This is a genomic window from Pseudarthrobacter defluvii (assembly GCF_030323865.1).
Classification (GTDB): Bacteria; Actinomycetota; Actinomycetes; order Actinomycetales; family Micrococcaceae; genus Arthrobacter; species Arthrobacter sedimenti.
In genome coordinates this window covers 3,847,621-3,860,969 of record NZ_CP066362.1, presented here as the reverse complement: position 1 = coordinate 3,860,969, position 13,349 = coordinate 3,847,621, and the positions used below count along the sequence as shown (strand labels likewise).

Annotated in this window: 10 protein-coding genes and 1 tRNA gene; 5 read left to right on the top strand and 6 right to left on the bottom strand. The window is 65.6% G+C overall.

Features of this window, described 5'->3' with window-relative positions:
• Positions 1 to 15: 15 nt before the first annotated feature.
• The gene (locus JCQ34_RS17990; protein ID WP_142132328.1) at positions 16 to 1,479 is read left to right on the top strand and encodes an amino acid permease; all 1,464 of its coding nucleotides are present in this window, start codon (positions 16 to 18) and stop codon (positions 1,477 to 1,479) included.
• Positions 1,480 to 1,803: 324 nt separating this feature from the next.
• Entirely contained in the window at positions 1,804 to 5,310 is a 3,507-nt protein-coding gene (locus JCQ34_RS17985) for a bifunctional proline dehydrogenase/L-glutamate gamma-semialdehyde dehydrogenase (RefSeq protein ID WP_286399990.1), read from the top strand.
• A 76-nt stretch (positions 5,311 to 5,386) separates the two neighbouring features.
• Here JCQ34_RS17985 and JCQ34_RS17980 read toward each other — a convergent pair whose 3' ends face one another.
• Both JCQ34_RS17980 and JCQ34_RS17975 read right to left on the bottom strand, forming a co-directional pair.
• A complete protein-coding gene (locus JCQ34_RS17980; protein ID WP_236799977.1) occupies positions 5,387 to 5,701 on the bottom strand; it encodes a hypothetical protein in 315 nt (104 codons plus the stop codon).
• Positions 5,702 to 5,865: 164 nt separating this feature from the next.
• Positions 5,866 to 6,720: a LysR substrate-binding domain-containing protein gene (locus JCQ34_RS17975; RefSeq protein ID WP_286399985.1), complete on the bottom strand. Its 855-nt coding sequence runs from the start codon at positions 6,718 to 6,720 to the stop codon at positions 5,866 to 5,868.
• Between the two features lie 140 nt (positions 6,721 to 6,860).
• Here JCQ34_RS17975 and JCQ34_RS17970 point away from each other — a divergent pair, with 140 nt between their 5' ends.
• Positions 6,861 to 8,240, top strand: a complete 1,380-nt coding sequence (locus JCQ34_RS17970; protein WP_286399982.1) for an MFS transporter — start codon at positions 6,861 to 6,863, stop codon at positions 8,238 to 8,240.
• A 60-nt stretch (positions 8,241 to 8,300) separates the two neighbouring features.
• Here JCQ34_RS17970 and JCQ34_RS17965 read toward each other — a convergent pair.
• Positions 8,301 to 8,374: transfer RNA gene (locus JCQ34_RS17965), tRNA-Gly, on the bottom strand.
• Positions 8,375 to 8,627: 253 nt separating this feature from the next.
• On the opposite strand from JCQ34_RS17965, the gene JCQ34_RS17960 reads away from it, so the two are divergent.
• Complete coding sequence (locus JCQ34_RS17960; RefSeq protein WP_286399979.1) at positions 8,628 to 9,089, top strand: SRPBCC family protein; 462 nt, start codon at positions 8,628 to 8,630, stop codon at positions 9,087 to 9,089.
• A 49-nt stretch (positions 9,090 to 9,138) separates the two neighbouring features.
• Here JCQ34_RS17960 and JCQ34_RS17955 read toward each other — a convergent pair whose 3' ends face one another.
• Positions 9,139 to 10,863, bottom strand: coding sequence for a CAP domain-containing protein (locus JCQ34_RS17955; RefSeq protein WP_286399976.1), 1,725 nt, complete (start codon positions 10,861 to 10,863; stop codon positions 9,139 to 9,141).
• Between the two features lie 142 nt (positions 10,864 to 11,005).
• Here JCQ34_RS17955 and dcd point away from each other — a divergent pair, with 142 nt between their 5' ends.
• The gene (gene dcd / locus JCQ34_RS17950; RefSeq protein ID WP_286399973.1) at positions 11,006 to 11,581 is read left to right on the top strand and encodes a dCTP deaminase; all 576 of its coding nucleotides are present in this window, start codon (positions 11,006 to 11,008) and stop codon (positions 11,579 to 11,581) included.
• A 74-nt stretch (positions 11,582 to 11,655) separates the two neighbouring features.
• On the opposite strand, the gene JCQ34_RS17945 is transcribed toward dcd, so the two are convergent.
• Complete coding sequence (locus JCQ34_RS17945; RefSeq protein WP_286399970.1) at positions 11,656 to 12,837, bottom strand: cation:proton antiporter; 1,182 nt, start codon at positions 12,835 to 12,837, stop codon at positions 11,656 to 11,658.
• Between the two features lie 5 nt (positions 12,838 to 12,842).
• The gene (locus tag JCQ34_RS17940) at positions 12,843 to 13,325 is read right to left on the bottom strand and encodes a cation:proton antiporter regulatory subunit (RefSeq protein WP_286399967.1); all 483 of its coding nucleotides are present in this window, start codon (positions 13,323 to 13,325) and stop codon (positions 12,843 to 12,845) included.
• Positions 13,326 to 13,349: the final 24 nt, after the last annotated feature.

Here is a 13,349-nt window from a genome sequence, read left to right as displayed (position 1 = left end):
AAGCAGGAGTTCCTGATGAGCACCAAAGATTTGAGCCAGTCGATCATGCGGCGCAAGCCCATCGATGACATCGAAGAAGAGAGCAAGCACAGCGGACTGTTTAAGTCCCTGGGACTGTGGCAGCTCACCGCCATCGGCGTTGGCGGCATTATCGGCGTCGGCATCTTCTCCCTCGCGGGACTGGTGGCCGCCGGCAGTGAAGGCAACCCGGGAGTGGGGCCCGCGGTACTGATTTCCTTCCTGATCGCGGGCCTGGCCTCTGCGGCCGCGGCCCTGTCCTACGCGGAATTCGCGGGCATGATTCCCCGCGCCGGTTCCGCCTACACCTACGGCTACGTGGCGCTCGGCGAGGTGATCGGCTGGTTCATCGGCTGGGACCTGCTGCTGGAATACATCGCCATCGTGGCCGTGGTGGCCATTGGCATCTCCGGCTACCTTGACGCCTTCCTGTCCGGCATCGGCATCCACATGCCTGCCTGGATGACGTCCACGGTGGACGAGGGCAAGGGCGGCATCATCAACATCCCCGCCATCCTGGTCTGCCTCCTGGTTACGTGGATCCTGTCCCGCGGCACCAAGGCGTTCGGCCGGTTCGAACTCGTCGCCGTCGCCATCAAGATCGTCCTGATCCTCTTCATCATCGGCCTCGGCGTGTTCTACATCGACACCAACAACTACAACCCGTTCATGCCCAGCGGATTCGGCCCGGTTGTTGCAGGCTCCGCCACCGTCTTCTTTGCCGTGTTTGGATACGACGCCATGAGCACCGCGGCCGAGGAAGCCAAGGACGGCAAGAAGCACATGCCCAAGGCCATCGTGCTCTCGCTCATCATCGCCATGCTGCTCTATGTTGCCGCCACCCTGGTCCTTACCGGCATGCAGAACTACAAGGACATCGACCCCAAGGCCGGCTTCGCTTCCGCCTTCACCTCCGTGGGCCTGCCTGTGATCGCCACCATCATCTCGGTGTTTGCCGTGCTGTCCATCCTCACCGTGATGCTCACCTTCCTGCTGGGCGTCACCCGCGTGTGGTTCTCGATGAGCCGCGACGGGCTGCTTCCCGGCTGGTTCTCCAAGACCGACCGCCACGGCACCCCGCAGCGCGTCACCTGGATCGGCGGCATCGCCTCAGCGTTCCTGGCCGGCGTCTTCCCGATTAAGGCCGTCGCGGATCTGACCAACATCGGCATCCTGGCCGCGTTCGTCGTCGTATGCCTGTCCGTCATCATCTTCCGCTACAAGCGCCCCGATGCTCCCCGCACCTTCCGCTTGCCGCTGATGCCTGTGATCCCTGCCTTCGGTGTCCTGGCCTCGGCCTTCCTGATGCTCCAGTTGCACTGGGAAACCTGGCTGCGGTTCGTGGTGTGGCTGATTATTGGTTTGGTCATCTACTTCGGCTACGGCCGCAAGCACTCGCTGATGAACCCCAACAGCCCCCGCCACCAGGAACTGGCGGACCTCCACCGCCCGCTTTCCTAACCCCAACCCCCGCACGCCCGCTCACGTCTCGCGGGTTTTCCTGAAACGCCCGCTCACGTCTTGCGGTTTTTTCTAAAACCCTCGCTCACGTTCCGTCAGAACAGGAACCCTCCTGCACATCACGTGCAGGAGGGTTCTTTGTTTAGCCGCTGAAAGTGAGCGGGCGTTTGGGTTTTAGCCGCCAAAAGTGAGCGGGCGTTTGGAGTTTGCAAAGCATTGGTTTTTCTAACCTGTATTAGTTGGAAAAGATCGCTTTATCTTATGTGATTGGAAGCTCATACTGATGGAAAGACCCCTCCCTCAGTAAGAAAGATCGGGAACATCATGACCCACGTTGCAATGGAACCGGCAGTCGCCAAAGCGGCCACCCCGCAGGCGGTCGACGTCGACGTCCCCCAGGCAAAGGCCCTCGCCGATGAGGCAGTCGCACTGGTCCGCCACTGGCTTACCGAGGCCGCCAAGGTGCCGGTGGACCCGTCGGCCCAGCAGCTTGCCGGCGTCCTCAAGGATCCCAACGGCCTGGACTTCACCGTGGGCTTCGTGGACGGTGTGGTCCGTCCCGAGGACCTGAACGTCGCAGCCCGCAACCTCGCCGCACTCGCCCCCAAGGTTCCGGCCTTCCTGCCCTGGTACATGCGCAGCGCCGTGGCACTCGGCGGCACCATGGCTCCGGTCATGCCCCAGGTGGTTATCCCCATCGCCCGCAAGGTACTGCGCGAAATGGTGGGCCACCTGATCGTGGACGCCACCGACGCCAAGCTGGGCCCGGCCATCGCAAAGATCAAGAAGGACGGCATCAAGCTCAACGTCAACCTGCTCGGCGAGGCGGTCCTCGGCGAGCATGAGGCCTCCCGCCGCCTCGAGGGAACGCATACCCTGCTGGCGCGTCCCGACGTCGACTACGTCTCCATCAAGGTCTCCTCCACCGTGGCACCGCACTCCGCCTGGGCCTTCGACGAAGCGGTGGAACACGTCGTCGAAAAGCTCACCCCACTCTTCCAGCGCGCCAACTCCTTCGCCGCGGGCGGCCGCAAGGCCAAGTTCATCAACCTGGACATGGAGGAGTACAAGGACCTGGACATGACCATCGCGGTCTTCACCCGGATCCTGGATAAACCCGAGTTCAAGAACCTCGAGGCCGGCATCGTGCTCCAGGCCTACCTCCCGGACGCGCTGTCCGCCATGATCCGCCTGCAGGACTGGGCCGCAGAGCGCTGCGCCAACGGCGGTGCCGGCATCAAGGTCCGCGTGGTGAAGGGCGCCAACCTGCCCATGGAACAGGTGGAAGCCTCCCTCCACGACTGGCCGCTGGCCACCTGGGGCAGCAAGCAGGACTCCGACACCAGCTACAAGCGGGTCATCAACTACGCGCTGCACCCGGACCGGATTAAGAACATCCGCATCGGCGTGGCCGGCCACAACCTGTTCGACATCGCCTTCGCCTGGCTGCTGGCCAAGGAGCGCGGCGTGGAGTCGGGCATTGAGTTCGAGATGCTGCTGGGCATGGCGCAGGGCCAGGCCGAGGCCGTTAAGAAGGACGTTGGCTCCCTGCTCCTTTACACGCCCGTGGTGCACCCTGCCGAATTCGACGTGGCCATCGCCTACCTGATCCGCCGCCTGGAAGAGGGCGCAAGCCAGGAAAACTTCATGTCCGCGGTCTTTGAGCTCAGCGAAAACGAGGGCCTGTTCGAGCGCGAAAAGCAGCGCTTCCTCTCCTCGCTGGAGGCCCTGGACAACACCGTCCCGCTGCCAAACCGGCGCCAGGACCGGAGCCTCCCGCCGGAGCCGATGCCGCACACCGGTTTCCGGAACACCCCTGACACCGATCCCGCGCTCCCCGCCAACCGCACCTGGGGCCGCGCCATCCTGGGCCGTGTCGCCTCCTCCGCCCTGGGCGAGGACTCCGTCAAGGCTGCCTTCATCAACGACGAGGAAACCCTCAATAGCGCCATCGACAATGCCCTTGAGAAGGGCAAGGCCTGGGGCCGGCTCTCCGGCAACGAGCGTGCCGAGATCCTGCACCGCGCGGGCGAGATCCTGGAAGCCCGCCGCGCTGACCTGCTCGAGGTCATGGCGAGCGAGACCGGCAAGACCATCGACCAGGGCGATCCCGAGGTCAGCGAGGCCGTGGACTTCGCCCACTACTACGCCGAATCCGCCCGCAGGCTGGAAACGGTCGACGGCGCCACGTTCGTCCCAGCTAAGCTCACCGTTGTCACCCCGCCATGGAACTTCCCGGTCGCCATCCCGGCCGGGTCCACCCTTGCGGCACTCGCCGCCGGCTCCGCCGTCGTGATTAAACCCGCCAAGCAGGCCGCCCGCAGCGGCGCTGTGATGGTCGAAGCGCTGTGGGAGGCTGGCGTGCCCAAGGGTGCGCTGACCATGGTGCAGCTGGGGGAGCGGGAGCTCGGCACCCAGCTCATCAGCCATCCTGCCGTGGACCGCGTGATCCTCACCGGCGGCTACGAAACCGCTGAGCTGTTCCGTTCCTTCCGTAAGGACCTGCCGCTGCTGGCCGAAACCAGTGGCAAGAACGCCATTATCGTCACCCCCAGCGCGGACCTGGACCTCGCTGCCAAGGATGTGGCGTACTCCGCGTTTGGCCACGCCGGGCAGAAGTGCTCCGCCGCCTCGTTGGTGATCCTGGTGGGCTCGGTGGCCACTTCCAAGCGGTTCCACAACCAGCTGATCGACGCCGTCACCTCCCTCAAGGTGGGCTACCCGCAGGATCCCACCAGTCAGATGGGCCCGATCATCGAGCCCGCCAACGGCAAGCTGCTAAACGCCCTCACCACGCTGGGCGACGGCGAAAACTGGGCCGTGGAACCGAAGAAGCTGGACGAAACCGGCCGGCTCTGGAGCCCGGGCGTGCGCCACGGCGTCAAGCGGGGCTCCTACTTCCACCTCACCGAGTTCTTCGGCCCCGTCCTGGGCGTGATGACCGCCGAGACGCTGGAAGAGGCCATCGCCATCCAGAACCAGATCGAGTACGGCCTCACCGCGGGCCTGCACTCGCTCAACACCGAGGAACTCGGCATCTGGCTGGACACCATCCAGGCCGGCAACCTCTACGTCAACCGCGGCATCACCGGCGCCATCGTCCAGCGACAGCCCTTCGGTGGCTGGAAGAAATCGGCAGTCGGCGCCGGCACCAAGGCGGGCGGCCCCAACTACCTGGCGGGGCTGGGGGATTGGGCGCCGGCCGAGAGCACGGCTACTGCCTCTGTCACCCACGCTGGGGTGCGCCGCATCCTGGACGCAACTGGTTCCGCCCTGCAGCCCGCCGAGCTCGAGTCCGTCCAGCGTGCCCTGGCGTCCGACGCCGAGGCCTGGGCTGAGGAGTTCGGCACCGCCAAGGACGTCTCCGGGCTGAGCGCGGAGCGCAACGTCTTCCGCTACCGCAGCCTGCCGGTCACCATCCGCCTCTCTGAAGGTGCGCCGCTGGCACACCTCGTCCGGACTGTGGCAGCCGGGGTGCTGGCGGGTTCGGCACTCACGGTGTCCACCGCCGTCGAACTTCCCGCCCAGCTGCGCTCCGTGCTCACCGCGCAGGACATTGACGTGAAGGTGGACTCCGACGCCGACTGGCTGGCTTCGGCGGGGCACCTCGCCGCGGCGGGCAGGCTGTCCGGGGCGCGCATCCGCCTGATCGAAGGCGACGCTTCCGCACTGGCCGAAGCGACCGGCGGACGCCCGGACCTGGCCATCTACGCCCACGCCGTTACCGAGGCCGGCCGGGTGGAGCTGCTGCCGTTCCTGCACGAGCAGGCCGTCAGCATCACCGCCCACCGCTTCGGTACCCCAAACCACCTGTCGGACACGCTGATCTAGGGCAGGCAGGCGGTAAAAAGGTCCGGTGGTTGGGCTTGTTTACACAAGCCCAACCACCGGACCTTTTCTATGTCCTTTAGCCCAGGTACCAGCCGGGTGGTGCCCAGGTGGCCGGGACGCTGTGCGCGGAAAAATCCTCGCAGCGGGTGCAGGTGTAGGCTACCTCGCCAAGGGTGGCCACGCTTCCGTCACGCCGGTACGTGGGCGGAATGTACGACTCAAGGTAGACGAATTCGTCAGTACGGCATTTGTCGCAGGTTGGTTTTCCCACGTAACCGGAGTCAAGGGAGGCGTGTCCGGTTCCGAGGGTGTTCTGGCGCGTGGACGGCCGCGGTGCAGAGTACGGGCGTGCGTGGGCAGAACCGAGATGGATGTTCCTGGCTGTCGTCATTGGCTGCCTGTCCCAAGCGTTTTCCCATGCAGGGGACGCGCTTGATTTAGTGAACTGGCCTGCTGCTTGACCTTGAAAATTCAGCATAGGCCATGCCAGTTCCCCTATCAATGGACACGGACCCCCTAACTCCCCCAAATGCTGGAAATCGTGCCGGAAGAGAGTTAGGTTTGCCGGTTAATGGTCCGGCCGACGATCGATTGGGTAAGGGCGTCGATCACCTCGGCGTTTGCCAGCGGGTTGCGGATCAAAGTGAAGTCCACATCCCCCACGGGGGGAAGATCGAAGCGGCGGGTGATGATCTTCAGGTCTTCGGGCACCAGTGATGTCGGCATCACCGCAACGCCGATCCCGGCCCGGACCGCTGCCAGTACGCCACTGATCTGCCGGGTGGTGCAGGTGATCCGCCACGTCCTGCCATGCGCTTCGAGTGCATCGATGGCGAGCTTCCGGCTGAGGCTGGGGGCGGGGTAGGCAATCAGCGGTACAGGGTTGCCCGGCTCCATCACAGTCTGCTCCAGGCCCACCCAGGAGAAGGAATCGTGCTGAACCACAGTGCCGTCCTTTGCCCCGGCCACCCATTTCACGAAGACCAGGTCCAGTTGTCCGGCGTTGAGCTTGCGGTACAGCTGGTCGCTTTGCCCCACCGTCAGTTCCAGGTTGATCTGCGGATAGATCTGCCGGAACTCGCGCAGGATCCGGGGCAGCCCGGTGATGGCGAGGTCGTCCGCGGTGCCGAACCGCAACCGGCCCCGCATCGCGGAGCCGGAGAAATAACGGGCGGCGGCGTCGTGGGCGGACAGGATGTTCCGGGCGAATCCGGCCATGGCATCGCCGTTGTCCGTGAGCCGGACGTCGCGGGTATCGCGCGTGATCAGGCTGCGTTTGGCTGCCGCTTCCAGCTTGCGGATGTGCTGGCTGATGGTGGGCTGGGCCAGCCCCAGGCGCTCGGCGGCCTTGGTGAAGCTGAGGGTGTCGGCCACGGCCAGGAAGGAGCGCAACTGGGCTGGTTCGAACATGGGGACTCCGGTGTCTCTGGGGCTGCGGACCTATTGCGTATTGCAATACGAGTTATAGGGACCATACGCCTCCATAATCTGCTCTGCCAGCCTAGCGTTAAGGACATCCCAGACCGCCCCGCAATTTTGAGGACATCCCTGTGGCACCCCCACCGCCTTCGTCGGCCTCCATCTCCCAGCCAATCATCGACGCGGCGGGCTCAGCGCCGCCGGACAACCAGACCCAGCCGATTCCCGTCGTCGCAGACCGGCTCCCATGGAAGCACACCTTCATCTCGCTGAAGGTGCCCAACTTTCGGATCTTTGCTGCCGGCCACTTCATCGCGGTCATCGCCATCTGGATGCAGCGGATCGCCCAGGACTGGCTGGTGCTCCAGCTTTCCGGCTCCGTAACAGCCGTTGGCGTCACCGTGGCGCTGCAGTTCCTGCCCTCCTTGCTGCTGGGCCCCTGGGGTGGCATGATCGCCGACCGGTTCGCCAAGCGGAAGATCCTCATCCTGTGCCAGAGCATGGCCGCCGTCCTGGCCGCAACGCTGGCCACCCTTGCCCTCACCGGTGTCATCATGGTTTGGCATGTCTACGGCATTGCGCTGATCCTGGGCCTGGTGACAGTCCTGGACCAGCCCGCACGCCAGGTGTTCGTCAACGAACTTGTGGGCCCCACCTACCTACGGAACGCTATCAGCGTCAACTCCACCACCTTCCAGCTGGGCGGCCTGATCGGCCCGGCCATCGCAGGCCTGCTGCTGACGGCGGTGGGTGCCGGCTGGGCCTTCGCAGCCAACGCCCTGGCCTGCTGCTCCACCGTGGTGATGCTCCTGGTCCTGCGGAAGGACCAGCTGTTCGTCAGCGCCCCCACACCCAAGAGCAAGGGAATGCTGCGGGAGGGGCTCCGCTATGCCCTGAGCAAGCCCACCATCTACTGGCCATGGCTGATGGCCGGATTTGTCTCAGTCTTTGCCATGAGCCTGCCCGTAATCCTCGCCGCCTTCGCGGACCATATCTTCCAGGTGGGCGCCGGCGGCTACGGCGTGCTCAATGCCCTGGTGGCACTCGGTGCCCTCTCCGGCGCCGTGGCATCCACCCGCCGTCGTCAATTGCGCCTTCGGTCCGTGGTGTTCTGCGCCGGCATGTACGGCCTGATGCTCTGCCTTGCCGCGCTTGCCCCGTCGATGGTGACCTTCGGGGCGGTGATGGTGCTGTCCGGATTCTGGTGCCTTATGTTCCTGACCGGCTGCAACCAGCTGGTGCAGATCAGTTCCAACCTAGGCATCCGCGGCCGTGTGATGAGCCTGTACATCATGGTGCAGATCGGGGGCCAGGCGCTGGGCGGGCCCATGTTGGGTTCGATCGCCGAACATGCCAACCCCCATGTTGCCCTGCTGGTCTCCGGCGGCGTCCCGGCGCTGGCGGCCGCGACGGTGGCGGCAATCCTCGCGCGGAAGGGCTCGCTGCAGCTCAAGGTGGACTGGCGGGACCGGCGGCATCCGGTGCAGATCGCGCGGCGGGCGGCGGCGTAACAGGGCCGTGCTGGCAGGGTCAGGGAAGAGGGGAGGGGGCCTGGTCCGGCAGGAAGGGGTTGGAGCGGCTGACGGGAATCGAACCCGCGTATCAAGCTTGGGAAGCTAGCGCTCTACCATTGAGCTACAGCCGCAGCGCCCTCGCTTGAGCGGGGCAGAACTTAGCTTAGCGCAGATCTCCGGGCTCCCCGCCAACCCGGCAAGCAGCGGCGTCGTGTCCTTGAAACAGGCCATGCAACCCGCGGCGTCATCCAGTAACTCTTCAATAACGTCCGCGCTGCCTGCTAGGTCCGGGCGGTGAGCGCTGGCTAACCTGATCCGGGTAGCGGCCGCATTTGGGGGAGGCAGCTATTGCGGCAGCCGACGTCAACCACAGGAACTTTTTTCATGGCAATCGCAGAGCACGAGGTCCTCATCGAACGCGACGCCATGGCCGTGTACCAATACCTCCTTGACGCGACCAATCTTCCCGCCTGGCGCAGCGATGTCCGGAGCGTGAAGCTCCTGCACGGCCCGGCCGATGCCAACGGCGCGCTGTACCGCAAAATGGTGGCCGGCCGCTCCGGCCTGAGCATCCCGGCCGAGCTGGAGATCACCAACGTGCGGCCCGGGGCCGAAATAGAATTCCACATTGTCTCCGGCCCGGCAACGCGCTGGGGCGGCTACTACCTCAGCACCGAGGACGCCGGGACCCGCGTGCGGTTCTCCATGGAAGCGAAACGCGGCGGCCGCTTCGGCTTCCTCAGCACGTTCACGTTTCTCGACGGGATGCTGCAGCGCCGCGTCTGCTCCGATGTGGCCCAGCTGGACCGGCTGAAGCACGTACTGGAACTGCAGCCCGCAATCTGACGCCGGCTGAGGGGCGCCAGGGTTCCGGGTTTCGGTTGCCGGCTTTGGCCTATTGCGCCAGCCGTTGCCCGGCCCAGGGGCCGGCGATGTTCGACGGCGACGCGAGGCTTCCCGAGGTCAGGTCCCAGTACTGCACGGTGTCGTTGGCCCGCCGAAGCGCTATGCCAGTGGAATTCAGTCCGGTGACATTGCGCAGCGCCCGGATTCCCGTAACATCTGTCCACCCCGTCGCGACGGTGGGCCGGGCCTCAGCGCGAACGGCGGTGGTGCCCCACCCGCGGTAGAGCTGCACGGTGCCGTCGGTCTTCAACGCCAGGACGTCCTGGAAGCCGTCAGCGTCGTAGTCCACCATGGAGAGCCGGGAGGCGTAGACGCCCGTGGCAATGGTGACCCGGTCCGCGATATCCCCCGTGCCCTTGTTGGCATACATGAACAGGTTGCCGGCGCCATCCAGCGCCAGGATCTGGGGCATCCGGTTGTTGGCGCACCACCCACCGACCGCCAGGGTCAGGGTGTTCCAGCCGCCTGTTCCGAGGGTGATGGGCGCCTGGAACCCGCCACTGGCGATGCCCCTGTGCAGGGTCAGGTTGCCGCCGGTCCACTGCGTCAGGACGTCATAGGCGCCGTCCCGGTCCCAGTCGGTGACAAAGACTTCCTTGGCTCCGCCAAAGCCGGATCCGATGACCTTGGCTGCGGCGTAGGTGCGGGGCCCGGTGGACGCCCGGTTCAGCAGCTGGCCGGCGGAGTCGACGGAAACGAGGTCGGCCGGGCCGGTGATTGCCGCGGCGGCGAGGTTGAGGGTGGGCGGCATGTGCTTGACGGGTGCATCGCACAGACTTGGCGGCGGCGGCGGGAAAGCCCCGCCCGACCCGGCGCCGCCCGGGGAATCGAGCGTACCTGCCGGCAGTGTGGTGTATCCGAAGAAGTTCACTACACCCCAGATCTGGTAGGTGGAGTTCGTGTAGGAGATCCCGGCGCCCATTACGTTGAAGCGCGGGTCGAGAAGCATGGCGTTGTGGCCCGGCGATCCCTTCCACCACTCCACGAGCTGGGCGGCGTCGCGGTCGGTGCGGATGGCAATGACTTCGCCGGCGCCGTTGTTGGGGTTCAGGGCGCGCGGATCGGTCCAGAAACTCGCCCGGTGCTCGATCACTTCACGCGAGGCAATGCTGTCCGACCATTCCTGCGACATCCCGGCCACCGTGGGGTGGTACTTGACCTTGTTCAGGCCGTTGGCCACCCGGTACTCGTTGATCTTGTTAAAGACGGTAAGGACGGCGGACGCGTTGCTGTCCGGTACCAGTGCCTCGGTGGAAAGGGTAGCGGATTCGGGAGCCGGCAGCTGTGTTGTGGACGGTGATGCCAGTTCCTGGTCTGGTGCCCACAGCGGTGGGATGGACGCCGTTTGGGGTGTGGGCTGCGTGGAAGCGGCAGTGGCCTCCGGAGCCGACAGCGTTTCCGTGGCAGGCGCAACCCCTGCCTCGGACGAACGGGCGACGTCGGGGCCGGGCGTGCCGGTCGAGGGAGCAGGCTGCGGTGCTGGGGTTGGCCCGGTCAGGGGGGAAGCGATGCGAATGTCCGGGTCCACGGCAGGGGTGAGTTTGCCTGCCGGGTCCGCCTGAGCTGACGTTCCGCCGCTGCGGACCAGCGGGGTCTGCAACGTGATGCTCGCCGTGCCCGACGCCTGGCCGAACGGCAGCGGTTCGGGTGGTGCGGCAGCGGACGAAGAGACCAACGCCAACGCACAGAGCACGCCAATAAAAGACGGTGCCACTAATTTATTCACAACATCCCCAGCTCTGTTACGCCATCCGGGAGACCATTCCGGCGGCTTTCATTCGCAACATTAGCCCCAGGAGGCCACAGCAACAACGGGAAAGTGTGGCTGTGGATAACCGATACGGTAATTTGGGACGGTGCTGATCTCTGACCGCGACATTCGTGCCGAAATTGATTCCGAGCGGATCGTGCTTGAACCGTACGATCCGGCGATGGTCCAGCCGTCGTCCGTGGATGTCCGGATCGACAAGTTCTTCCGGTTGTTCGACAACCACAAGTACGCGCACATCGATCCGGCACAGGAGCAGCCCGAGCTGACGCGGCTGGTGGAAGTGGAGCAGGACGAGGCCTTTATCCTGCATCCGGGGGAGTTCGTCCTGGGTTCCACCTATGAGACCGTGACGCTGCCCGATGACATCGCGGCCCGCTTGGAAGGCAAATCATCGCTGGGCCGGCTGGGCCTGCTGACGCACTCCACTGCAGGTTTCATCGACCCCGGCTTTTCCGGCCACGTCACCCTTGAGCTGTCCAACATGGCAACGCTGCCCATCAAGCTGTGGCCGGGCATGAAGATTGGCCAGCTCTGCTTCTTCCGGCTGAGTTCGGCCGCGGAGTACCCGTACGGCCAGGGGGAGTACGGAAACCGGTACCAGGGCCAGCGCGGCCCCACCGCCAGCCGCAGCCACCTGAACTTCCACCGCACCAGCATCTAGCAGCACCACCCGGTAGCGGCGCGCCTAAAGCTACGGCGCTTAGAACTCCTGCGCGCCCTAAGGCCCTCGGCCGCCTAAAGCTGCGGGGCCACTTGGGCCGGCCGGATGAACGGCTTGGCCAGCGGTTCCACGTACCGCGCGGCCAGCGGGCCCAACACCGCCATCAGCAGTACGTAGGCGGTGGCCAGCGCCGCGAGGTCATGCGGAACCGCCCCCGAGGCAACAGCCAGGCCGGCAATCACAATGGAGAATTCGCCGCGGGCCACCAGGGCGGCGCCCGCCCGGAAACGGCCGGGCCGGGCGATCCCGGCCTGCCTGGCGGCCCAGATCCCGGTGATCATCTTGGTGCCCGCCGTGGCCACCGCCAGGACCAGGGCCCAGCCCAGGACCGGCGGAATGGAGGTGGGGTCCGTGTTGAGCCCGAATGCCACAAAGAAGATCGCGGCAAACAGGTCCCGCAGCGGCTCAAGGATCCGGGTGGCGTTGTGCGCGGTGGCGCCTGAGATGGCGATGCCCAGCATGAAGGCACCCACTGCCGCGGAGACCTGCATGGCGGACGCTACGCCCGCCACCAGCAGGGCGGCGCCCAGGACGTTGAGCAGGAAGACTTCGGAGTTCTCGCTGTGGACGGCCTTGGACACGTGGTGCCCGTGCCGCAGCGCCACCATCAGGACCACGCTGACCACCGCCAGGGCAATCCCCACCGTGGTCAGCCCGCCCAGGAAACTGACCCCGGCCAGCGTGGCCGTGAGGATGGGCAGGTAGACCGCCATGGCCAGGTCCTCGAACACCAGGATGGAGAGCACCACGGGTGTTTCGCGGTTTCCGAGCCGGCCCAGGTCCGTGATGACCTTTGCGGCGATGCCCGAGGAAGAGATGTAGGTGACCCCGCCCATGACCATGGCACCCACGCCGCCCCAGCCCAGGAGCAGGGCGAGCCCGGCCCCGGGCAGGAAGTTCAGGACTAGGTCCAGGATGCCGGCCTGCCACGAACGGCGCAGCCCGGTGAAAAGTTCAGCAGCCGTATATTCCAGCCCGAGCATAAGCAGGAGCAGGATGACGCCGATCTCGCCGGAGAGATGGGCGAACTCGTGCATGCCCTCGAGCTTGATGATGCCGCCGGCGCCGAAGGCCAGTCCGCCCAGCAGGTAGAACGGGATGGGCGACATGCCGATCCGTCCGGCCAGCCTGGCCAGGAGGCCGAGGCAGAACACAACGGCCCCCAGTTCAACGAGGGTCTGGGCCAACGGGTCCATGGGAGCTAGCCGTGGCGCAGGATATAGGCCGCCGAGTCGAGGCCTTCCTGGGTGCCCACTGCCACCAGCAGGTCACCGGGGTGGAGGACGACGTCGGGCCCGGGCGATGGCAGCACCTCACCCTCGCGCATGATGGCAACGATGGAGACGCCGCTCCGGGTGCGGATGGACGCCTTGCCCATGGGCTGGTTCTGGAACGGCGAGTCGGCGGCGATGGAGAACTGCCGGGTGACAATCCCCGGGACGTCCTTGTGCTCCTCCGCGAGCTTCATGGCCAGGTGCGTGCCGCCCAGGAGGTTGCCAAGGGTGGCTGCTTCGTCGCTGGTAAGCGGAATCGACGCCTGGCAGGTATCGGGATCGTCCCAGGTGGAAACGATGAGTTCCGTCTGGCCTTCCCGCCGCTCCACTACGCCGATGCGGCGTCCGGAGGCGGTCATGAAGTCCTTCCGGAGGCCCAGGCCCGGAAGGTTCGTTTCGTCCACGTTCATGGGTCCAGCCTAGTCTGCGTTGCC

Bases quoted from the DNA above. Each gene is read 5' to 3' on its own strand.
- JCQ34_RS17985 (WP_286399990.1), top strand. From the start codon at position 1,804: ATGACCCACGTTGCAATGGAACCGGCAGTCGCCAAAGCGGCCACCCCG.
- JCQ34_RS17990 (WP_142132328.1), top strand. From the start codon at position 16: ATGAGCACCAAAGATTTGAGCCAGTCGATCATGCGGCGCAAGCCCATC.
- JCQ34_RS17940 (WP_286399967.1), bottom strand. From the start codon at position 13,325: ATGAACGTGGACGAAACGAACCTTCCGGGCCTGGGCCTCCGGAAGGAC.
- JCQ34_RS17945 (WP_286399970.1), bottom strand. From the start codon at position 12,837: ATGGACCCGTTGGCCCAGACCCTCGTTGAACTGGGGGCCGTTGTGTTC.
- JCQ34_RS17980 (WP_236799977.1), bottom strand. From the start codon at position 5,701: ATGACGACAGCCAGGAACATCCATCTCGGTTCTGCCCACGCACGCCCG.
- JCQ34_RS17960 (WP_286399979.1), top strand. From the start codon at position 8,628: ATGGCAATCGCAGAGCACGAGGTCCTCATCGAACGCGACGCCATGGCC.
- JCQ34_RS17975 (WP_286399985.1), bottom strand. From the start codon at position 6,720: ATGTTCGAACCAGCCCAGTTGCGCTCCTTCCTGGCCGTGGCCGACACC.